Source organism: Clostridium sp. YIM B02551 (assembly GCF_022324735.1).
Taxonomy (GTDB): domain Bacteria; phylum Bacillota; class Clostridia; order Clostridiales; family Clostridiaceae; genus Clostridium_T; species Clostridium_T paridis.
On sequence record NZ_JAKGTF010000007.1, the window covers coordinates 41,717 to 62,468 of the forward strand.

At 28.6% G+C, this 20,752-nt stretch carries 21 protein-coding genes and 1 tRNA gene; 18 read left to right on the top strand and 4 right to left on the bottom strand.

The features are described from left to right. The gene (locus L1S47_RS09605; RefSeq protein ID WP_238883366.1) at positions 1 to 1,146 is read left to right on the top strand and encodes an ABC transporter permease; all 1,146 of its coding nucleotides are present in this window, start codon (positions 1 to 3) and stop codon (positions 1,144 to 1,146) included. Positions 1,147 to 1,250: 104 nt separating this feature from the next. After that, positions 1,251 to 2,390, top strand: a complete 1,140-nt coding sequence (locus tag L1S47_RS09610; RefSeq protein ID WP_238883367.1) for a Card1-like endonuclease domain-containing protein — start codon at positions 1,251 to 1,253, stop codon at positions 2,388 to 2,390. A gap of 442 nt (positions 2,391 to 2,832) precedes the next feature. On the opposite strand, the gene L1S47_RS09615 is transcribed toward L1S47_RS09610, so the two are convergent. Beyond that, on the bottom strand, positions 2,833 to 3,723 hold the full coding sequence (locus L1S47_RS09615; protein WP_238883368.1) for a phosphatidylserine decarboxylase: 891 nt from the start codon (positions 3,721 to 3,723) through the stop codon (positions 2,833 to 2,835). A 193-nt stretch (positions 3,724 to 3,916) separates the two neighbouring features. On the opposite strand from L1S47_RS09615, the gene L1S47_RS09620 reads away from it, so the two are divergent. The 13 genes from L1S47_RS09620 (at position 3,917) to L1S47_RS09680 (ending at position 16,943) form a co-directional block, all read left to right on the top strand. Continuing rightward, entirely contained in the window at positions 3,917 to 4,483 is a 567-nt protein-coding gene (locus L1S47_RS09620; protein ID WP_238883369.1) for a TetR/AcrR family transcriptional regulator, read from the top strand. Positions 4,484 to 4,705: 222 nt separating this feature from the next. Further along, positions 4,706 to 7,615 carry a YhgE/Pip domain-containing protein gene (locus L1S47_RS09625; RefSeq protein WP_238883370.1) on the top strand — a complete coding sequence of 970 codons (2,910 nt, stop codon included), beginning with the start codon at positions 4,706 to 4,708 and terminating at the stop codon, positions 7,613 to 7,615. Positions 7,616 to 7,758: 143 nt separating this feature from the next. Beyond that, a complete protein-coding gene (locus tag L1S47_RS09630) occupies positions 7,759 to 8,742 on the top strand; it encodes a DUF4003 family protein (RefSeq protein ID WP_238883371.1) in 984 nt (327 codons plus the stop codon). Positions 8,743 to 8,760: 18 nt separating this feature from the next. Beyond that, positions 8,761 to 10,368: a DUF2207 domain-containing protein gene (locus tag L1S47_RS09635; RefSeq protein WP_238883372.1), complete on the top strand. Its 1,608-nt coding sequence runs from the start codon at positions 8,761 to 8,763 to the stop codon at positions 10,366 to 10,368. A gap of 90 nt (positions 10,369 to 10,458) precedes the next feature. Continuing rightward, entirely contained in the window at positions 10,459 to 11,319 is an 861-nt protein-coding gene (locus tag L1S47_RS09640; protein ID WP_238883373.1) for a pyridoxamine kinase, read from the top strand. A 94-nt stretch (positions 11,320 to 11,413) separates the two neighbouring features. Next, positions 11,414 to 11,488: transfer RNA gene (locus tag L1S47_RS09645), tRNA-Arg, on the top strand. A 146-nt stretch (positions 11,489 to 11,634) separates the two neighbouring features. Continuing rightward, positions 11,635 to 12,168: a hypothetical protein gene (locus tag L1S47_RS09650; RefSeq protein ID WP_238883374.1), complete on the top strand. Its 534-nt coding sequence runs from the start codon at positions 11,635 to 11,637 to the stop codon at positions 12,166 to 12,168. 437 nt (positions 12,169 to 12,605) lie between these two features. Next, positions 12,606 to 13,058 carry a hypothetical protein gene (locus L1S47_RS09655; protein WP_238883375.1) on the top strand — a complete coding sequence of 151 codons (453 nt, stop codon included), beginning with the start codon at positions 12,606 to 12,608 and terminating at the stop codon, positions 13,056 to 13,058. A 129-nt stretch (positions 13,059 to 13,187) separates the two neighbouring features. Then, entirely contained in the window at positions 13,188 to 13,988 is an 801-nt protein-coding gene (locus L1S47_RS09660) for a hypothetical protein (protein WP_238883376.1), read from the top strand. 103 nt (positions 13,989 to 14,091) lie between these two features. Next, on the top strand, positions 14,092 to 14,841 hold the full coding sequence (locus L1S47_RS09665) for a hypothetical protein (protein ID WP_238883377.1): 750 nt from the start codon (positions 14,092 to 14,094) through the stop codon (positions 14,839 to 14,841). Then, a complete protein-coding gene (locus L1S47_RS09670; protein WP_238883378.1) occupies positions 14,828 to 15,631 on the top strand; it encodes a hypothetical protein in 804 nt (267 codons plus the stop codon). Before L1S47_RS09665 ends, L1S47_RS09670 begins: the two co-directional genes overlap by 14 nt. Before the next feature lie 16 nt (positions 15,632 to 15,647). Beyond that, positions 15,648 to 16,286 (top strand): ATP-binding cassette domain-containing protein, encoded by a 639-nt coding sequence (locus L1S47_RS09675; RefSeq protein WP_238883379.1) that lies wholly within the window; start codon positions 15,648 to 15,650, stop codon positions 16,284 to 16,286. Between the two features lie 15 nt (positions 16,287 to 16,301). Next, the gene (locus L1S47_RS09680) at positions 16,302 to 16,943 is read left to right on the top strand and encodes a hypothetical protein (RefSeq protein WP_238883380.1); all 642 of its coding nucleotides are present in this window, start codon (positions 16,302 to 16,304) and stop codon (positions 16,941 to 16,943) included. A gap of 79 nt (positions 16,944 to 17,022) precedes the next feature. Here the strand turns inward: L1S47_RS09680 and L1S47_RS09685 are convergent, their stop codons facing one another. Continuing rightward, positions 17,023 to 17,265, bottom strand: a complete 243-nt coding sequence (locus L1S47_RS09685; protein WP_238883381.1) for a DUF4318 domain-containing protein — start codon at positions 17,263 to 17,265, stop codon at positions 17,023 to 17,025. Between the two features lie 146 nt (positions 17,266 to 17,411). On the opposite strand from L1S47_RS09685, the gene L1S47_RS09690 reads away from it, so the two are divergent. Together L1S47_RS09690 and L1S47_RS09695 are read left to right on the top strand one after the other, a co-directional pair. Then, entirely contained in the window at positions 17,412 to 17,795 is a 384-nt protein-coding gene (locus tag L1S47_RS09690; RefSeq protein ID WP_238883382.1) for a hypothetical protein, read from the top strand. A 214-nt stretch (positions 17,796 to 18,009) separates the two neighbouring features. Continuing rightward, positions 18,010 to 18,456, top strand: a complete 447-nt coding sequence (locus L1S47_RS09695) for a hypothetical protein (protein WP_238883383.1) — start codon at positions 18,010 to 18,012, stop codon at positions 18,454 to 18,456. A gap of 88 nt (positions 18,457 to 18,544) precedes the next feature. Here L1S47_RS09695 and L1S47_RS09700 read toward each other — a convergent pair whose 3' ends face one another. Continuing rightward, positions 18,545 to 19,129 (bottom strand): DJ-1/PfpI family protein, encoded by a 585-nt coding sequence (locus L1S47_RS09700; protein ID WP_238883384.1) that lies wholly within the window; start codon positions 19,127 to 19,129, stop codon positions 18,545 to 18,547. Positions 19,130 to 19,803: 674 nt separating this feature from the next. Next, positions 19,804 to 20,196 carry a helix-turn-helix domain-containing protein gene (locus L1S47_RS09705; RefSeq protein WP_306796794.1) on the bottom strand — a complete coding sequence of 131 codons (393 nt, stop codon included), beginning with the start codon at positions 20,194 to 20,196 and terminating at the stop codon, positions 19,804 to 19,806. Positions 20,197 to 20,327: 131 nt separating this feature from the next. Between L1S47_RS09705 and L1S47_RS09710 the strand changes: the two genes are divergently transcribed. Continuing rightward, positions 20,328 to 20,729 carry a pyridoxamine 5'-phosphate oxidase family protein gene (locus tag L1S47_RS09710; protein WP_238883386.1) on the top strand — a complete coding sequence of 134 codons (402 nt, stop codon included), beginning with the start codon at positions 20,328 to 20,330 and terminating at the stop codon, positions 20,727 to 20,729. Positions 20,730 to 20,752 lie beyond the last annotated feature (23 nt).

Genomic DNA, 20,752 nt, shown 5'->3' on the forward strand with positions numbered 1-20,752 from the left:
ATGAAAGATATATTATGGTTAGTTAAAAATGGATTAAAGGTCACCTTTAGAAAAAAATCGAATATTTTCTTATATATATTTGCTCCTTTGATTGGAATATTAATATCTTTAGTTGCTTATGGTGGAAGTAGTCAAACGAGCTTAAGAGTTGGAGTTGTAAATAAGGATAGTAATTATATAGCTAAAGATGCTGTAGATTATATGCAAAAGTCAGGAAATTTTAAAATAGAAAATATTGAAGAATCAGATATAAATGACAAAGTAACCTCTGGTAAGCTAGATTGTGTGATAATAATTACAGATGGATTCTCTAAAAGTGTAGAAGGTGGAAATCCAAGTAATATAGAAATAACTTCAATAAAAGGGGCACAGGCAACAGCCTATGTTAAATCATATCTTTATAATTATATAAATAATATTAGTGATATAAGTAAAGTGGCTGGTGGAGATAAGGAAACCTTCAAAAAAATTTATACAAACTATAGAGATAATGATTTTAACCTGTCAGTAAATAATCTAAAGGATACCTCAAAATCTAAGGCTATGACAGCACAATCCATAGGATTTTTAATTATGATAGTGCTTATGTCAGCAGGAAATTTATCAGAAGTAATAATTAAGGAAAAGCAAAACAGAACCTACTTTAGAATATCTAGTGCACCAATAAACTCCAGAAAATATATAATGGCAAATGTTTTCTTAAGCATGATCATTGTAACCATTGAAATAATTTTAACCTTACTTGTTTTAACTCAGGTGGTAAAAATAGATATAGGAATGCCATTTATGCTAATGCTGGGGATGCTATTCTTATTTGGATTTGTAGCAGTAGGCTTCTCACTACTTACTGTTTCTTTTGCAAAGAGTACAAGTGGAGTTGGAGCAATGCAAAACCTTTTAGTAACGCCTACTTGTTTACTTTCAGGATGTTTCTTTCCAATAGATATTATGCCAAAATATGTTCAAAAAATTTCAGATTTTATGCCGCAAAAGTGGATATTAACTGGGCTAAGTAGTTTACAGGATGGAAATAGCATTACAAGTATATACATGAATATATTAATAATAATAGCTTTTGCAGTAGCGTTCTTCTTAATTGCAATATACAAGTTCTATAGCAATGATGATATAAGAAATGTAGCATAGTTATATTAAAAAGAGTTTTAAGGATAGACTTAAAACTCTTTTTCTTTTTTAATAAAAAAATAATCAAGTGGCAAACTAATAAAAAAAAGAAAGGTAAGACAAAAATGAGTTATGATATTTTAATAAGTAAATTACAGGAACATAACCAAGAAGCAATCTTACTTACTGAGGCCTTTAAACCTAAAAAGGTTATATTTTTACATGGAGAGAATGAAAAAAATGAAGTTAATCATATAAATGAACTTTATAAAGAAAAATTCCCGGAAGTTATTGTTGAATTAGTAAAGTTAGAAGTTATATCCCTTGAAGCTGTTAGTGGATTAATTGAAAAATTTAAAGAGGAAAAGATTGCAATAAACCTTAAGGATTTAAACAGTTTGTCAATGATTATTCTTGTGCATTTATGTGAAAGCTTTAATATTGAAGGCTTATATCTAGACATCGTAGAAGAAAAATTATTAAAACTAGATAAGGGGCATTTAAGCATAACAAAAACTAATATTAAGGATTTAAATATTAAAGAGGTAATACAAAGTAATGGAGTAAGCATAATATGCGAGACAACAGATATTAATAGAAATAGCACATTAAAAGAAATGGCTAATATCATAGCTAATAATTTAAACTTTTGGGAAGATATAAAATATAAATTAAATGATAAAAAAATATTTATTAATGATATTGAAGACCCTTTTGTAGTAAGAATAGATACAAAATTATTTGAAGATAAGGAAAAAAGTATATGTGATAAAGCAATTGATTATCTAAAAGAGAAAGATCAGCTAGAATATAATAAGGATAATGATGGCATAATTACAGTAAAGTTCTCCAACAATTATATTAAAGGCTTTATATTTAAGAGTGGAAGCTGGCTTGAATTATATACCCAAAATATTATTGAAGAGATACAAGAAATTGAAGAGGTGAAAACAGGAGTTTTATTTTTATGGGGAGATGAAGAAGTAAGGCTTAAAAATGAAATTGATGTAATGGCGATAAAGGATTCAAAGCTAATATGTATTTCTTGTAAGGATAGTGCAAAATATGATGATGTGGCTTTAAATGAACTTGATGTATATAGTAATAAAACTGCAGGACAGGTGGTTAAAAAGATTCTAGTTGCAACTAAAGCGCCTATGAAGATTTCTATTTTAGAGAGAGCGAAGGAAATGAATATAGACATTATAATATTTAATGGGAATAGAAATGAGTTTAAAAAAGCTTTAGAGGAAAGCTTAAAATAAAATGTATATTATGGATACATATAATTAGGTGTTGTCATTATAAAATTCTTAAAAATCTTGACAACACCATTAAATTTAAAAAGTCATTAGAATGTAAAAATTCCTTAATTAATCAAGTTGTTAATTAAGGAATACTGAAAAAAATGAAAAGATAATATAACCTATTAATAATAAAGAGATTGCAATAAATAATAACAATACTTTTTGGCTTTTTTTGAGTTTACTAAAATATAGAAAACATAAAGAAAGTGAAATAGCACTAAAGTAAATACCAAAAAGTATGTATTTAATTAATATAAGGGAGCCTGTCATAGTTGGATACAATATATTATTTTGATGATAAATATTGTATTGATGCTTCCCAATGATGAAAAATAGAGTAAAAGTAATTAGTGGTATAATTACTAAAATAGAAACTCTTATTAATCTCTTATTATGAATCTTACTCACATCTTTTTCCTATGGTTTCGCCCATTAAGACTCTTGTTTCAAAACCTAATTCGGTTTGTTCTACGATTTCCTCATCTATCTTTACCGTACCTTTTTTGAAGAATAACACAGTAGTAGATCCTCCAAACTTAAAGTATCCTTTTTCTTGCCCTTTTTTAACTTGCTCATAAGGTTTATAGGTTTGAATTATTGTTCCAACACAAGTAGCACCTACTTCAACATGAATTATGTCGCCAAAGTTTTCAGATTTAAATATACTCCATTCCCTTTTGTTTTGGCAGAATAGTTTAGGAATATTCTTTAACGCAATAGGGTTAACTGAATAGTAATGGCCTTCTATTTTTTTAGATTCTAAGCAAACCCCGTTATCAACAAAATGATATCTATGATAATCAACTGGGCATAATCTTAAAATCAAACAAGTTCCTCCATTATATTCGTTAGCAACTTTTTCATCTAAAAGAAGTTCTTTTAAGGAATATGTTAAACCTTTTATCTGAACAACATTATCCATATCGATATTTTCAAAGGCACTTAATCTTCCATCACCAGGAGATACTAAAATATCAGGATTTTTATCTATTGGTCTAGCCTCTTCAGTTAATTCTCTTACGAAAAAATCATTGAAGCTAGTAAATTCTTCAGGTCTCTTTTTAGAAATCCTCATATCAATATCGAAGTCTTTAATAAATGCAGGAATCTTTTTTATACTTCCTCTAGTATCGCAATGAGCTCCATATATTTTTGTAAATAATTTTTTCTTTACGAAAAGTTCAGTTATACTCTTTCCAATAGGAGAACCATAGGACCATTCTATGTATTTTCCTCCTGCAACATTTTCTACTTCATAGCTTTTAGTTTTTCTATTATATATTTTAATCATTAAATAATCCTCACTTTGAATTATAATTACGTGATTAATTTTAGCACAAAGAGAATAAAATATTAACATTTATATGTTAAATTTTTAAATTGTAAGTAAATGAGATAGTTATTAAAAGGATATAGTGCTATAATTTAATTACTTGTATGTTTAAGTGTATTGACTAGTCAAAAAACATATGGAGAGGATAACTATGAATAAGACGAAAAAAGGAATTTTTGAGGCAGCTATAAAAATATTTTCTAAGAATGGATATAAGGGAGCAACCATGGATGAAATAGCTCTAGAGGCTGGAGTTGCAAAGGGAACTTTATATTACCATTTTAAAAGTAAGGAAGAGATATTTAGATTTATAATAATCGAAGGTATCGGTGTTCTTACTGATGAAATATCTGTAGTAGCAAATATAGATAATAACCCTGAAGATAACCTTAGGGAAATATGTAAAACACAGCTTACTGTTTTATATAGAAATAAAGACTTTTTCAAGGTTTTAATGAGTCAGCTTTGGGGACAAGAAATAAGACAAATAGAGCTTAGAGAGCATTTGCAAAAGTATATAAAGAATATAGAAGTTTATATAAAAGATGCAATGGATAAAGGATTTATTAAGAATGGTGATTCATATTTTATTGCGTATACCTTTTTTGGAAGCTTAGTTTCTGCTGCAATTTATGAATTAGTAAATCAAGATAAAGAGATAGATGATGTAGTAAATAACTTAATTGAATATACTTTTCACGGCTTAAGTGCAAAATAGATAATATAGAGTTTATATGAGATTTTCATATAAACTCTTATTTTTTTGCAAAAAAATAATATGAGATGAAAAACAAAGAAAAACTGAGAAAAATATACATGAAATCCTATACTTCACCTAAAACTAGACTACACAGTACAAAGAAATGTTTTACAAAAACCCAAAAAAGTCTCAAAATAGAACTGACTAGTCAGTACAAAAAGTGGTGAATGAGGTGAAGTTATGAAATTTTTAAAAGTTGCAAAGGAGGATCTTTCTTCAATTTATAAGAATAGATTCTTAAGATTTGCTATCGCAGGAATAATTATAGTACCGTTACTTTATAGCTTACTTTACTTGGCGGCATTCTGGGATCCATATTCTAGAATGGATAAACTTCCAGTTGCAGTTGTAAACCTCGATGCGGGAGCCACAATGGATGGAAAAGAAGTAAACTATGGTAAAGATATTACAGATGAACTTAAAGATAACAAGGATATGGGGTGGAGATTTGTTAGTTACCAGGATGCAGTAGACGGAACAAAGGGAGATAAGTATTACTCCATGTTTGTAATCCCAGAGGATTTTTCAAAGAATATAGTTACTGCAAAGGACTCTACACCAGTAAAAGCAGATATCATTTATACATCAAACAATAGAAAAAACTTCTTAGCATCTCAAATAGGAAGTAAGGTAGAAGATAAGCTAAAGGCAACAATTAATGAAAAGATTTCTAAGGAATATGTGAAAGTTACTTATGAAAATCTTGATACTGTAAAATCTGGAATGAATGATGCAGCTGATGGAAGCGGTAAGTTAGCAGATGGATTAACTACGCTAAAAGGAAACATTCCAGCATTAGAAGATGGAGTTAATAAGCTTTATGATGGATCAAATCAATTAAATGGAGGATTAGCTGAACTTAATAAAAATGTTTCAACTATAAATCCTGCTGAGCTAGTCAAGATCTCAAGTTATTTGACTCCAGAAAATAAAGAAAAAATCACAAATATAATAGCTACAGCAAGACAATTTGAAAACAAGGATTTATCTTCTTTAGATAAAATAACACCAGAGACTATAAATCAGGTTAATAAGAGCTTTACTGATTTACAAGCTGTAACTAATTCAAATGGATTAAAGGTAATTCTTAGTCAACCATCAATACAAAAGTTAGTAGTACAAATGAATCCTAATAATCCAGATGGATATCAGCAGATAGCTTTAAGAATGCAAAATGTTGATAAACTACTTGCTGATGCAACAGCTCTTCAAGGAACCTTAACAGATTTACAAGGAAAGATTCCAAAGGAATTATTAAATGCAGATGCTAATGCACAATTAGAGAACTTAAAAGTATTAACTGTTGCAGCAAACAATCTACAAAGTGCAAGTAAGCTTATAACTAATGACGATATAACTAAACTATCTGCACTTTTAAGTAATCCAAGCTCTATGCAGGCTTTAATTACAAAAATTGAAACAACAAATAATCAACTAAAAAATATAAATGCTGGCTTAGATCAAATGCTTAAACCTTTAAAAGATGCAGGCATGACAGATGACCAAGCTATAAATGCATTAAATACTAATATTCAAGGATTAATAAATTCAATAAGAACTCAAGCAGCAGCTGCGGCAAGTACAAATGCACCAACTATACAAGTTCCAACAAGCTCAGCAGCATTAATTGCAGGTTCATTAACCTTAACTGAAGGATTACTATCTAATAAAGCATTATTAACTGATGCATCAACTCAGTTAACAAGCTTAGATACTTTAGTTAAATCAAAAGCATACGTAATGGCTCAAAATCCAAATAGCGTAACAGCTTTAAAGAACTTGCTAGACAATTATAATCCTACAATGACTGCTATAAATAATGAGGTTCCATTATTAAATTCACTAGGTCAGTTAATGACACCAGATAATATTAAAGAAATTAATGGACTTATGGCAAACGTAGGAACACTAAAAACAGATATAGCTAATAATCAAGATAATCTAAATCTACTAATGGATGTAGCAAGAGTATCAAAAGATCCAAGTGTAAAGGCTCTAATTCCAAAATTAATGTCAGTTCAAACTGATATTAATAATGCAAAACCTATATTAAGTGATTTATCTTCTCCACAAACTATGGAGTTATTACAAAACAGTCCTAAGTATGTAGGTATGGTAAAGGGACTTCAAAAGGATCTTAAGACAAATGATCAGATGTTAGCTGCGGCAAATACAGCAATAAGTCAAGGAAAGATTGAGGAAGCTAAGACATTAATTAATGGACTACCTGCCTTAACAAGCGGAGTTAGTCAATTATATGATGGATCAACTCAGTTAAAAGGTGGACTTGGAGACCTTAAAGGAAGTGTTCCTGAATTAAAAGATGGGGTAACTAAGCTTTCTGATGGTTCAAACGAACTTTCCTCTAAACTTAAAGATGGAGCAAGTGACTTAGATAAAGGATTAGTCAATACTCCAGATGAAATGGGCACATTTATTTCAAATCCAGTAAACATGGATAATAAGATAATTGATGAGGTAAAAAATTACGGAACAGGCTTTGCACCATACTTTATACCATTATCTCTATGGGTAGGAGCTCTTATGATGTTCTTTGTACTTTCACCTAAGTCAAAGGCTGAAAGAGAAGGAAAGAAGATGAGTTCAATTTCAGTAGTTTTAGGTAAATATATGACACTAGGACTTATAGGTGTGGTTCAAGCAATACTTGCAAGCTTAATAGTATTAGCATTAGGCTTAAGTCCTCAAAACATGGCACTATATTTCTTGTTTAATATGCTAATGTCATTAACTTTTGTAGCTATGATTCAATTCTTCATAACTACACTAGGAGATGGAGGAAAATTAATAGCAATAGTGTTATTAATACTTCAATTAACAGCTTGTGCAGGTACTTTCCCATTAGAAGTAGTACCAAACTTCTTCAAAGTACTTAATCCATATATGCCATTCACTTATGCAGTAAAAGCATTAAGAGAAGCTATTTCAGGAACAGATGTATCTGTAATAGCTCAGTGTTCAGGTGTATTTGCATTAATTTCAGTAGTATTTGTATCACTAACTATAGTATTTAAGAAAAAAGGCGACTATATATCAGATAAGATAGAAGAAGTAAAACAAGCAGCATAGAATAATGAATTAATGAAGCAAAAACCTTTGAGTTTTTGCTTCATTTTTAATTTCCCGGAAAATATTGACATAGGCAAGTCCTAATGATAGTATTAACGTATAAAAGGTTATTCGATACCATATAATAATTTGAGGTGGATTTAATGAGAGTAGAATTACAAGGTAAGTTAGAGTTAATGACCTATAATTATTTTGAAGCAAAAAAAGAATTTAAGTGGGATATGGCGATACTCAATCACTTTATAGCATTGAGTTATGCTTCAAGAAACAGAAGAATAGAAGCTAAAAAAATTAAAGAAATAAGAGACTTCATTAAAGATACAACAGGAGTATTTTCAAAATTTAGAGGAAATAACCTATCTTTGATGTCTTTATTATTATCTTTTGAAGATAACTATAAGGAAGTATTTAAGGATATAGAAGAATGGACACAAAAGCTTAAGGAAAGAGGAATATCTTCTTATGAATATAGTCCAATGATAGCTTATACCATTTTAAAGAACACAAGCTTTGATAATAGAGAAGAAAAAATAGAAAGAACTAAACTTTTCTATGAAGATATGAAAAGAAATCATATGTTTTTAACCGCCAAGGATGATTATGTATATGCAGCACTTCTTGGATGTACGGATTTAGATGTTAAAGAGACTACTGAAAGAATAGAATATATCTATAATAAGTTAAGTAAGATGAGATATAGCAAAAGCAATGGACTTCAAACAGTATCTCATGTTTTAGCCTTAAGTGAAGATTTTGACTATAGAATAAGCTTATTTGATCATATGGTATCAGAATTAGAGGAAAAGAAGGTCAAGGTTAAAGCTTATACTCTTCCATCAGTAGCTTTAATGGCATTGATAACTGATGATGCGACTCTTATATGCAGTGAAGTTTCTGAAATATATGAGGAACTTAAACGTATGAAGGGATATAAGTATGGGGTTGAAAGTTATATAAAAACCATGTTTAGTTGTATATTAGCTACAAGCATGTATACCGAAGGAGAAAATAAGATGGCAGATATAACTACAGGGTTATCAATGCAACTAATAGCAGTAGCACAGCAGCAAGCTATGATGGCAGCAGCTTCAGTAGCGGCAGCTTCTTCTGCAGCATCAAGTTCTTAATATATTTGGGGGGAGAATATGAGAAAAGCAGGTAAAGTATTTAAAGTTTTAGCAATAAGTTTTATATGCATTTTGTTTATAAATCCAATTCATGCCTTTGGGGCATCGAAGGAATATTCTATATCTAATATTGATATTAAAGCAACAGTAGATGATAAAGGAAATATGCAGGTTAAGGAAACTTATAAGTATAACTTTACGGGAAGCTTTAATGGAATAAAGAGAAATATAGAAACCAAAGATTCAGATGGGATAGAAAATGTTAAGGTTAATATTAATGACAAAGAGGATATTAGCCAAAGTGATAGTGAAAATAATAATACTTATAAGTTAAGTGAGTCAGGAAATAGTGAAGAGGTTAAAATCTTTAGTAAAAGCCAAGATGAAGAAAAGGTATTTAATATAAGCTATACAGTAAAAAATGTAGTTACAAAATATAAGGATTTGTCTGAAATTAAGTGGGTTTTTTATAAAAATGAGGATGATGTTAAGACAGATAATATAAATGTTTTTATTACCTTACCAAAAGATATTACAAAGGATGTTAGCTTCACTGGTGAAGGACCTAATAGAGGAGTAGCAGAGAATATTGATAATAAGTTTATTAAGCTAAGCTTAAGCGATATGGGGGAAAATGAAGTAATAGGTGCAGCTGTACACTTTCCAGCAACTTGGGTAAATACTTCAAAAACTATAGATAAAACTTATGATGACTATAATGATAGCTTAGATAAAGAAAAAACTAAAACAAACATAGCAATAATGGTTGCGATAACCCTAGGAATGATATTAATAGGTGGCTCAATATATACTGTTAGTAATAAGAGAAAAAAAGAAATAGCAAAATATAGAGAAGACTATCTATTCTTTAATGGGAATTATTATGAGGATACACCAGCAGATATGACTCCAGCCTTAGTAACCGTCTTACTTGATAATAATGTTGAGATGAAGGATTTCTTAGCAAGTATATTATATTTAGCTAATAAAGGATTTATTAAGTTTGAAGAAAAGATAGATGAAGATAATTATGAGGAAGTTGCCTTTCATCTAGTAGATGGAGTAGATAAAGCTTATTTATTAAAGAGTGAAAAGTATTTATTATACTGGTTAAATAAACTATCTAAAAATGGTAGAGTAGATTTTTCTACGCTAATGGAAGATGCAGGTGAGAAGAGCTTTAGGGATAGATATAATGAATGGGTTAGCAGAGTAAATGAGGATGCTTATGACCTTAATATGTATGTCCATCTAGCAGGAAAAGATAGATTAACCAATGAATATGAAAATGAAAGACTTAAATGGAAAGCCTTTAAGAGATATTTAGTAGACCTAGATGATAAGCAAGGACTAAAGAAATTGGATGTATGGCAAAGAATACTGCCTTATGCTATTTCATTAGAAGTATTTGAGAGGATATCAGAGCATATAAGAAAAACGCCTGGATATAATGATGCATATAATCCTATGTGTAATTATGGATTCTTATATTTCTATACAATGTCTTATCAGGATAACTTTAATGATCAATTTAGTCAAAGCGCCCCTAATACAAGTTCAAGCTCCAGCTTCACAGGAGGAGATGGGGGAGGATTTGGAGGAGGCGGAGGAAGTAGTGCCTTCTAAAAATCATTAACTATGATATAATTTAATATAGAAATTTAAATAGTGGGCTTATATAATAAAAAGCTCACTTTTTATTTGGGGGAATAAATTATGAAAAGAGTAGCAGCAGTACATGATCTATGTGGCTTTGGAAAAGCATCATTAAATACAATAGTTCCTATATTATCCTCTATGGGAGTTCAGGTATGTGCATTACCTACAGCAATTTTATCAACTCATACTGGTGGATATGAAGGTTTTGTCTTTGAGGATTTAACAGAATATATGGGGAAACATATAGAACATTGGAAAAAGCTAAACTTAAATTTTGATTGTATATATACAGGATATTTAGGTTCTTACAAACAAGTAGAACTTATAAAGGATTTTATAGAGTATTTTGAAAGAAAAGATAATTTGGTGTTAATTGATCCCGTAATGGGGGATGATGGAGAACTATATCCGTCAATAACTGAGGATATGGTTAAAGAAATGAGAGAGCTTATAGCTCATGGTGACATAATAACTCCAAATGTTACAGAGGCGCAAATGCTGCTGAATATAGAATATAAAGGCTGTAGAAATATAGCTGAGTGGAAGGAAATATTAATAAAGCTATCAAAACTGGGAGCAAAAAAGGTAGTATTAACTTCTGCAAAGGAAGATGGTAATGATAAGGTATTAACCTTGGCTTATGATGGAGAAGCGGGAAGCTTCTATAAAATAGAAAATCCTCATGTGGATGTATCCTTCCCAGGAACAGGAGATACCTTTGCTTCACTTGTGGTTGGATATATGCTTAAGGAAGAGGGTTTTAAGGAAAGCTTACGAAAGTCCTGCAGCTTTATATATAAGATGATAACTGAGAGCAATGGCAAGGTTAAGGATATAAGAGAAGGCTTACCACTAGAAAGCTTCATGAGAGAGCTAATTATGGAGGAATTTGAGTTATTAGAGCTTTCTGAGATATAATTTGTAAGTTGACAGTAAAACCCTAATATATTAAAATTTAATAGTGATTTCCATGGTGTATTCTATGAATACACCATGATACAGTTTAATATATGCCTTCGTAGTTAAATGGATATAACAGTCCCCTCCTAAGGGACCGTTGTGGGTTCGATTCCCGCCGGGGGTACCAGTTGTTTATTAAAAAGCTTAGCCGTAGTGGTTAAGCTTTTTTGTTTTTTTTAAGAATTGAAATGTTTAATAAGAAATAAAAATAAAAGAAATACTAATAGTTATTATGATAGACATTTAGTTCAAGAACTAAGGGGGAAGCTAATAATGACTAAAAAGATAGTGATATTTTTAATACTCGTAATACTTATAACATTCTCTATGAGCAATATAGCATATGCTCAAGCACCAATTCAACCTTCACCCTTTGGACCAAAGGTGTCAGAATTAAAGAACAAAGAAGATATTCTTAGAAGTTTAGAGGATATAAAGAAAGTAAGAGCTACTTTAACAGTAATAAATATTAGTGCAAATACACCTCAAGGGGAATTAAAAGCAATTGATACTAGCTTACAAGGTTATATTAAGCAATTACAAAATATTAAAGTAAGCTTAGAAAAGCACGCTAATACATATTCAAATTCATTTCCGTATGTATTTTTTTCAGAGCAAATTTCATTTATAGCTGATAGTTATATTATAAGCATTAGACATCAACAAGTATTGGTAAGAGCACTAGCAAATAATATAGAAGAGGCATCAAAATTATTTTATTTAAGTTATATGATACCAGTTTATAACTACCTTACCTTGGGTGATGAAATGACCGCCTATATTCAAACTTATTTTGTATATGGTTAAGGCTTTTAGAAACGGATTTTGAGTGGTAAAAGTACAAATCTAATAAAAGAATAATGGAAAATGGATTAACTAAAATAATTAATCCATTTATTTTTATATTATATGTAATTTATTGTATGTTTGGAGCGTTATATATATTGAGAGAAATATGATATTAAGTAAAATCTTAATTATGGAAATGAGACAATGAGAATTGGTATATTAGAATGTTTGTTTATAAAATTTAACCTAATTTAAAAATTAGGTTAAAGATGAGTAGAAGTAACAGTAATAGAATAAAAATAGTAAATAATATGTAAAATGGTAAATGAAAATGTATTACAAAATATTGTATAAAATTCAAATAATTACAAATTACAACATGGTTGTTATGATATCATTTATTAGACAATATGTGCACAAATTGTTAAAAATGTGAATAATGAGGAGAGGATCAAATGATTAATGTAAAAAAAGTAGCAAAGGTGACTTTAGGGCTATTGTTATGCTCATTTATTTTAGGAAAGGATAATATATCACAAGCCAAATCATTTAATATGGCATTAGCTCCAGGTAGTGTATACAGGGCTGTTGATGCACCAGATACTAAGGATACTAAAGATTATTCTAATTACTATAGTGGATATATTAATTTAGCAAAAATATATGATGCAGACTCATATTGGGTACAAGCTAAAGCAGTAGGAAATCCTTATGGAAATCTAGAAAATGATGATAATAATATATATTCATCAGCGGTAAAAGCACAGCAAGGAGCAGGAAATGTAGCAATTCCTGAAGGCTGGAAGGGAAAGCAAATGAGTATAGGTTCTACTTATTATCTTGCTCTTAAAAATTTAAATAATACTAGTGATTATAGAAATGCAAGTGGTACATTTGGGTGGTATTAAGAGCAGATTAATTTATAATTAGAAAATATAAATTAAGCAGTAATTCAAAATATATATTTGTAGCTATGATATTATTAGATGATTTTATAGCTACAAATATTTAATCTATGCACAGTAAGGAGAAAAAATATGCTTATTAATGAAATAAAAAGAGGATTGAGTAAAAAAAGTTTTGTTTTCTTTACAATAGGTATGGTTATAGTTTACTTATATGCTATTTATCGTAATGTCCCAGGAATTATTCCTTATACACCAGCTTATTCAAATATACAAGATGCGATTAACTATGGACAATTAAATCAATTCACAATATTTACGGAAGCAAACTCATTGTATATAAATTTCATACCCATAGTATGTTCATTTATATTTGGAATTTCTTTTTTACAAGATAGAAAAAAAGGATTTAATAAATTTATTAATGTAAGGATATCTAATAAAAAGTATTGCATAAGTAAATTTTTAGCTAATGGAATTATTGGAGGACTAAGTGTAACTTTACCAAGTATGATACTTTTTTATATTCTTAATGTTTTTGTGGGAGGGAAAATAAAAGATACGACAACTGCAATTGGAGGGATTTTTGATAATTTATTGATGGAGAAACCATACATGTATATTTTGCTTTTTTTTATAGTTGAATTTATTATTGGATTTGCCTATTCAACTATAGCATTGGCAGTTTCTACAATAGTAAATAATGAAATTATTGTTTTACTGTCTCCTGGAATATTATTCTATGTGACTGATTATGTTACAGAAACATTGAAGTTACCATTACAATTTAAAACAAAAGTAGCAACTGATTTTGTCATACTAGCAGATGGAATAAGAGGATATCAATTAATTATGCAATTCATATGTATTATATTAATTTTTGGAACTACATTTTTCTATTTTTCTAGGAAGGAACATATATATGAGAACTAATGTAAATATATTTAGCTTAATAAAATATAACTTGATGAAATGTTACAATAAGAACTTAATTATTGGAAGTTTTGTAATTACTTTAATTACATGTAAAGTTTATATGAGTAAGGTTACAGAATATTATATAACAACTGGCAAAGAGGTGAATGAATGGGATTATTTCTTTAGAATATTTTCTAATCCATTTGTTTTAGTATGGTTATTAATTCCGCTACTTTTCTTTATAACATCTCCAGTTTCTAACGTAAATAGTGAAAATAAGTATATTTACATAAGAGCTTTAAATAAATATAAAATTATAATTTCAAAACAAATTGCAAATTTAATAATTATCTCAGCATGCATAGTAGGTATTAGCATTTTAATATTTTTGCTGGGGATTTATTACAGTAAATTTGAACTTGCGTGGAGTAGTGCAATATTAAGTGAAAAGAATGTTGAAGTTGCAAAAAAATACCTATTTTTTAATAATTTTATAGAATATTATAATCCAGTAGAAGCAGCAGTACTATCAATTTTAAAATTCTTAGGGACTACTTATTTAATAGTATTGTTAAGAGATTTGATAATATATATTTTAAAAAACTATATATTATCAATAATAATATGTTTTATTTATTTGCTTATTAACTATAGGGATGTAACAACACTTAGATATTTTTCAATAGGGGAATTAGGAACGCTTTGGTGTCATGATTTTAGTGGAAATAGACTTGTTGAAAATGCATTGCCTAATGCTTATAAGCTTTCAACCGTTGCTTTTTCTAATATATTATTGATAATAATGATAATTATGTTATTGATAATGACAATTGTTAGCTTTAGGAGGAGTGAAGTTGAAAAACTATAGAGTGTTTTTTCTTAATATAAAGTATTTAAATAAGAAAATGGGAGTTTACGGGTTATTTGTAGCGATATTATTTGGTTTATATGCGGTAAGTTATTTTCACAATAATTCAAAGGAAGTTAGTTTTTGCTTTGGGGATATCTTTTTACTTTTATTTGGAGGCGTTGAATATAAAAAAAGTTCAATAATTAATTATTCAACTTGGTTTGGAATTATTATGATTTTATATTATCCAATTATAGCATTTATAACAAATGAACTTGCAGAAAAAAAATTATTTGCCTTTTATAGAATTAAAAAATACAAGTATTGGTACTATTCAAATATAATGAATGCATTACTTAAGGTACTCGTATATCTTATATTAATATATGTGGTGGTCTTTATAATTGCATCTATATCTATAGGATTCGATGGTATAGTAAAAATTGATGAATTTAATAGCCTTAAAGTATCAATGACTATTAATAAGTTAATTATTAATATTTTTTTGTTAAACTACCTGTTTATGGTAGCAATTGTATTACTTACAATTAGTACTTATTTTTTAACAAAAAATATTAAAGTATCTACATTGATAGTGATTATAATAACATATTTAACTAGTTTTATTGATAATGGATATATTGGAAAATTTCTTATAGGAAATGTGGCTATGTTAAGACAAAATTCTAGCTTTATTTCAGGAAACAAGAATATAACATATATATATTCGATAGAAGTATTTATTTTTATAATAGTTGCTAGCTTAATTTTAGGACATCTTCTATATAGAAGAAATATAGAAATATAACTGAGTGGAGGATATGATGAAAGACATTGTTATTAGCTTTGAAAAATACACTAAAAATATAAAAGGGACAACTATCTTAGATAATATAAATTTGCAATTAGAGAAAGGTAACATCTATGGCTTTATTGGAAGAAATGGTTCTGGAAAATCAATGTTATTTAAAGCTTTATGTGGATTAATTAAAGCATCAGAAGGCAAGGTAAAAGTAAATGGAAAAGAAATAGGAAAGGAAGTTGATTTCCCAGAGAATATTGGAATTTTAATTGAACATCCAGGATTTTTAGAACACTTAAGTGGATTTGATAATTTAAGGTATTTGGCGGAAATTCAAAATAAAATTGATGAGAAAGATATAATTAATGCTTTAGATTTAGTAGAACTAGACTATAAAGATAAAAAAAGTGTAAAAAAGTATTCTCTTGGGATGAAACAGAGGTTAGGCATTGCTCAAGCTATTATGGAAGATCCGGAGATTATTGTTCTTGATGAACCTATGAATGGTTTAGACAAAGATGGGGTTAAAAAAATTAGAGAGCTTATATTAGAATTAAAAAATAAAAATAAAACAATAATATTAGCCAGTCACAATTCTGAAGATATACAGCTATTATGTGATAAAGTTTATGAAATTGATAAAGGACAAATCCAAAATTAATATAGGAGAAAATAAATGAAAAATATTAAGAGAAAGAATATAGTTATAACAGCAATTATAGTGGCTATATTGGTTTCATTAAAGATTATTGTTAAGCCAATAAACCAAGGAGCAAAAAAAATAGAACCAGTGAAAGTTAATATTACTGAAAATTCTAAAGAGTGGATGGAAAGATTAGATCCTAAGATTAATGAACTTAACAAAGTAGCTAAAGAAAATACTATAATTTGTGATTATCAAAAAGTAGAAAGGCAAACATATATAGTTTCAACAAAAAATAAGTTACCAATAGATAATTTGACTTTTAAATTCTTTTTAAATATTGTAGATGAGAACAAAACTGGAGAAATAGGTAGGATTATATTTGACTTAAAAGATGGAGAAAATTTTGATATTAAAAATTATAAATTTATAACTGAATTAATAAATAGCATAACTGAAGAAAAAGGTAATGACTATACAAGTTTTAACAAAGAAATAAAGGAAGCAATAAAAAACTGTAAAGCAGTAAATAAGGGTGAAGTAGTAAATGAAAAGATTGGTGAATATAATATTAAGCTTGAAACGTTTATAAATGGGGAGAATAATGAACAGGGATTTGATTTTGAGATTAGAAGGGATTATGATTTATCCCAAACAAGTAAAAGCCAAACATAGTATTTGACTCATCCAAATATACAAGTAATAACTAGTGTTAAAATAAAAAAGCCTAACCACACAAGGGTTAAGCTTTTTACTATACTTCAGTACACAGTATATAATATCCACCTCTAGCCATATTCACCTTAGCTTCATATTTAGTACCATCTAAGCTAAAAGTAACTGGATTAGATTTATCTATAAATTGGAGTTTTTCCTTAGATTTATTACAATGTGCTTCAATAACTTCACATATTTTTTCTGATGTTGGGTAATCTAGAGCATCCTTAAGCTCAATAGAAAAAGATTTTTTCAAAAGTCTTTTAAAGAATGTACTCAAAACTCAAAGTCCTCCTTAACATTAAACTTAGTAATATATATTATGCTCGTAATATATATAATGTCAAACCTCTAGTTTTATCTAATAAAATAGTCCCACCTTTTCTATAAGTGAATATCATGATATAGGAAAGGAGATGTATAAAAATGGAATATACAATAGGGGAATATGAAAGAGACGGAATGTCTTTGCATGATAAGTGCAAAAAATATATGAATTATCATGCTGTTTTAAAAATGAAAGATGGAAAGATGGTTGATGGAATCATTGTAGGCATGGATGAGGATAACATTATCATGCTGATTCCTGAAGATGTAATGGAAGAATATAATGACGACGATAATTATGGGCAGCATAGACAATTTGGCGGCTTTGGACATGGGGGGCCTGGAAGGTTTAGACGTTTTGGAAATAGGAGTTTCCCATTTGCTACTTTAGCAGCTTTATCCTTATTCCGTTATCCATACTACTATCAATACCCATATTACTATCCATATTATCCATACTACTATCAATATTATACTTATTAAAAATAATACGTAATAAACATAAGCCTAGTATCAGTAGGATTGATGAATAATAGATAAAAAAATGAACATTATCATTAAAAAAGCTTAATCATTAGTATTAAGCTTTTTTAATTTGTAAAATATTTGAATCCCTAGTTAATACCAGATATAATTAAACAAAGGCAATATATTACAACATGATGATATAATTAAATATCTTATTGGGGGGATAAAGTTGAAGAAATTATCAGGTATTTTAATTCTAATCATGCTATTAATACTTACTGGGTGTGCAAACAAAAAGGTTACTAAGATCAGCTATACCTATAAAGGAGAAAATGATTATTGGATTGCTGAATATAAAGTTAGTGGAAATAAGGTAATTACAGAAAAGAAGGATAAGAGTGAATATAAGAATGAGGCTGATAATGCTTTAACAGTAACTTATAAAAAAGATGTATCTGAATTATCTTCAGTGAAACATTTAGAAATATCATATAAAAGCTCTGCTGGAAGTGGGAATTTAACTCAAGATTTTGATGATAATACACCAATGGGAAAGACTTATACACTTAAATCAAGTAGTGTAGGGGCATATGTTGAGAGTGAAGATGAAATAATAAAAGTTGATATAAATATAGATGGAAAGATTCAAACCATTGAATTAAAGAATCCTAAATAAATGTAATTAAACAAGGGAGGTCTAAATTAAGTAGACGTCCCTAAAGTTTTTATTTATCAACACTTTTCTTTAACAGAGCATTAGTATTTTAAAAACCCATCTTACTTTTCACCTTATTACAGTTTTCTTCAGAAGTAAGCATTTCTAATAGCTTAAAAGCAACAGGGAAAGCTGTTGAAGGATTATAAGAAGTAATTATATTTTTGTCTACTACAATTGGTTCGTTAGGTATAACATTAACCTTATATTCTGCTAACTCTTTTTGTCTTATGCCGTTATTTAAATTATAGGTTGTGGCGTTTCTATTAACTAAAACTCCACTTTTACCTATGGGTAATGCTGCAACGCAAATAGAAGCTATTATTTTACCTGCCTTGTCAAATTCTCTAATTATATTTAAGAAATCTTCACTATAAGCATCTTCATAAAAGCCAGCTTCCTCAAAGCCTCCTGGTATAGCAAGGGCATCAAACTCATCAATATTAACTTCATTTATAAGCATTTCTGGAATTACCGTAAAGTTAAAAGTACACTTTAGTTTCTCTTTTAGTCCAACAGTTACTAGTTTAGTTGATCCATCCCCATCTGTTTCATTCCATCCAATAACATCTGTAAAAACACTTGCTTCTACAGCCTCAAACCCATTAGCAAGAAGCAACAATACCTTTTTCATAAATATCCCCCTTTATCTTCAATGTATTAGTATATTTTAACATAATTATTAATTTTTATAAAAAATACTATTTTCCTTGTATTAAATATTTACTGTTTGTCCATAATCATAACGAGGTGATGATAATGGATGAAGAATCTTTAAGTGCATTAGTAGTTTTTTCAGTTGCATTTATACTTCTTTTGGTTTTAGCTTTAATGGATATAGCATTAATGGTATTTATACTTGGAACTTATTAAAATATACTATATTTTCACATTAGAGATTTATATAATTAATATATAAAGTTTTAATGTGGCGAGGTAGTTATGAATAAAAAACTAAGTTTAAAACTTACTCTGTTTTCTTTAATATATATAGTAGTACTTATTTTTGATTATTTAAGGCATGAATATCTTTCAAGAACTTCTTTTAAGAATTATTCATGGCTTTCTTATTTTATATATAATTCTAAGGGTGATTTTAAATATTCCTTAGATGTTATCATATCTTTTATTTTGTTTGTTTTTGTAATTTTTTATTTTATTAGAAACAAACGATTTAATAATTGGATTTTTATAATTTTCCCTATAATTTTTATTATTCTACATATAATTTCTCTTTTGTAGTTTTATGAAAAAAAGAGTAGATATCTTTATATAGATACTACTCTTGATTTTTTCATTAAATTACATTTATTTTGTTTTCAGCATTTCATGACATTTATTGCAAGGAAAATCATTTTCAATGCAAATATCAATATTACAGGTTGAAGTCTTCTTTATATATCCAACTCCCCATTCCATAATATGAGACATTACTGGAATAAAGCTTACGCCTATACCAGTTAAGGAGTATTCAACCTTTGGAGGGACTTCTCTATAAACTTCTCTATGAATAAGACCATCATGTTCGAGTTCTCTTAACTGCTCAGTAAGAACTCCCCTTGAGATTGTCGGAATAAGTCTTTGAAGTTCATTAAATCTTCTTGTCTTATTATGTAAAATCCATAAGATTGTTAGTTTCCACTTCCCCATAAGAACATTTTGAGTTACTGTAACTGGACAAAGAACAGAATTATTATCCAAGAAAAACCGCATCCTTCCTTAATAGTCTTATTTACATGACTATGTCATATAAACCTACGTACTTGTAATATGATTACTTTGATTTTACCATAATACTTATAATAAATATTTAAATTAATGAGGTAATTAAAATGGAAGAAGTATTAAAGTTATTAAAAGAAAATCCTAATGGATTTTTAGCAACAGTGGATAGTGGAAACCCTAGAGTAAGACCTTTTGGTTTTATTTTAGAGGAGGAAGGAAAGCTATATTTTTGTACAAATAGCTTGAAAGAAGTCTATAAACAGCTATTAGAAGTACCTTATGTAGAATACTCAATTATATCAAAGGATATGATAACTCTTAGAGTAAGTGGAGAAATAAGATTCACTGAAGACTTAGGTATGAAAGAGAAGATACTTAATGTATTTGAACCTATAAAAAAGGGATATAAGACTGCGGATAATCCTATATTTAAAGTGTTTTATATTGAACATGGAACTGCAACTATTGCAGATTTTTCAGGAAATCCCCCAAAGAAAATAGAATTTTAGTATAAAAAATTAGTAGTTCCACA

Excerpts from the sequence above, each read along its gene's own strand:
- L1S47_RS09630 (WP_238883371.1), top strand. The coding sequence starts at position 7,759 with ATGAGAGTAGAATTACAAGGTAAGTTAGAGTTAATGACCTATAATTAT.
- L1S47_RS09610 (WP_238883367.1), top strand. The coding sequence starts at position 1,251 with ATGAGTTATGATATTTTAATAAGTAAATTACAGGAACATAACCAAGAA.
- L1S47_RS09700 (WP_238883384.1), bottom strand. The coding sequence starts at position 19,129 with ATGAAAAAGGTATTGTTGCTTCTTGCTAATGGGTTTGAGGCTGTAGAA.
- L1S47_RS09615 (WP_238883368.1), bottom strand. The coding sequence starts at position 3,723 with ATGATTAAAATATATAATAGAAAAACTAAAAGCTATGAAGTAGAAAAT.
- L1S47_RS09655 (WP_238883375.1), top strand. The coding sequence starts at position 12,606 with ATGATTAATGTAAAAAAAGTAGCAAAGGTGACTTTAGGGCTATTGTTA.
- L1S47_RS09710 (WP_238883386.1), top strand. The coding sequence starts at position 20,328 with ATGGAAGAAGTATTAAAGTTATTAAAAGAAAATCCTAATGGATTTTTA.
- L1S47_RS09620 (WP_238883369.1), top strand. The coding sequence starts at position 3,917 with ATGAATAAGACGAAAAAAGGAATTTTTGAGGCAGCTATAAAAATATTT.
- L1S47_RS09665 (WP_238883377.1), top strand. The coding sequence starts at position 14,092 with ATGAGTAAGGTTACAGAATATTATATAACAACTGGCAAAGAGGTGAAT.
- L1S47_RS09605 (WP_238883366.1), top strand. The coding sequence starts at position 1 with ATGAAAGATATATTATGGTTAGTTAAAAATGGATTAAAGGTCACCTTT.
- L1S47_RS09660 (WP_238883376.1), top strand. The coding sequence starts at position 13,188 with ATGCTTATTAATGAAATAAAAAGAGGATTGAGTAAAAAAAGTTTTGTT.
- L1S47_RS09675 (WP_238883379.1), top strand. The coding sequence starts at position 15,648 with ATGAAAGACATTGTTATTAGCTTTGAAAAATACACTAAAAATATAAAA.
- L1S47_RS09625 (WP_238883370.1), top strand. The coding sequence starts at position 4,706 with ATGAAATTTTTAAAAGTTGCAAAGGAGGATCTTTCTTCAATTTATAAG.
- L1S47_RS09690 (WP_238883382.1), top strand. The coding sequence starts at position 17,412 with ATGGAATATACAATAGGGGAATATGAAAGAGACGGAATGTCTTTGCAT.
- L1S47_RS09650 (WP_238883374.1), top strand. The coding sequence starts at position 11,635 with ATGACTAAAAAGATAGTGATATTTTTAATACTCGTAATACTTATAACA.
- L1S47_RS09640 (WP_238883373.1), top strand. The coding sequence starts at position 10,459 with ATGAAAAGAGTAGCAGCAGTACATGATCTATGTGGCTTTGGAAAAGCA.
- L1S47_RS09680 (WP_238883380.1), top strand. The coding sequence starts at position 16,302 with ATGAAAAATATTAAGAGAAAGAATATAGTTATAACAGCAATTATAGTG.
- L1S47_RS09635 (WP_238883372.1), top strand. The coding sequence starts at position 8,761 with ATGAGAAAAGCAGGTAAAGTATTTAAAGTTTTAGCAATAAGTTTTATA.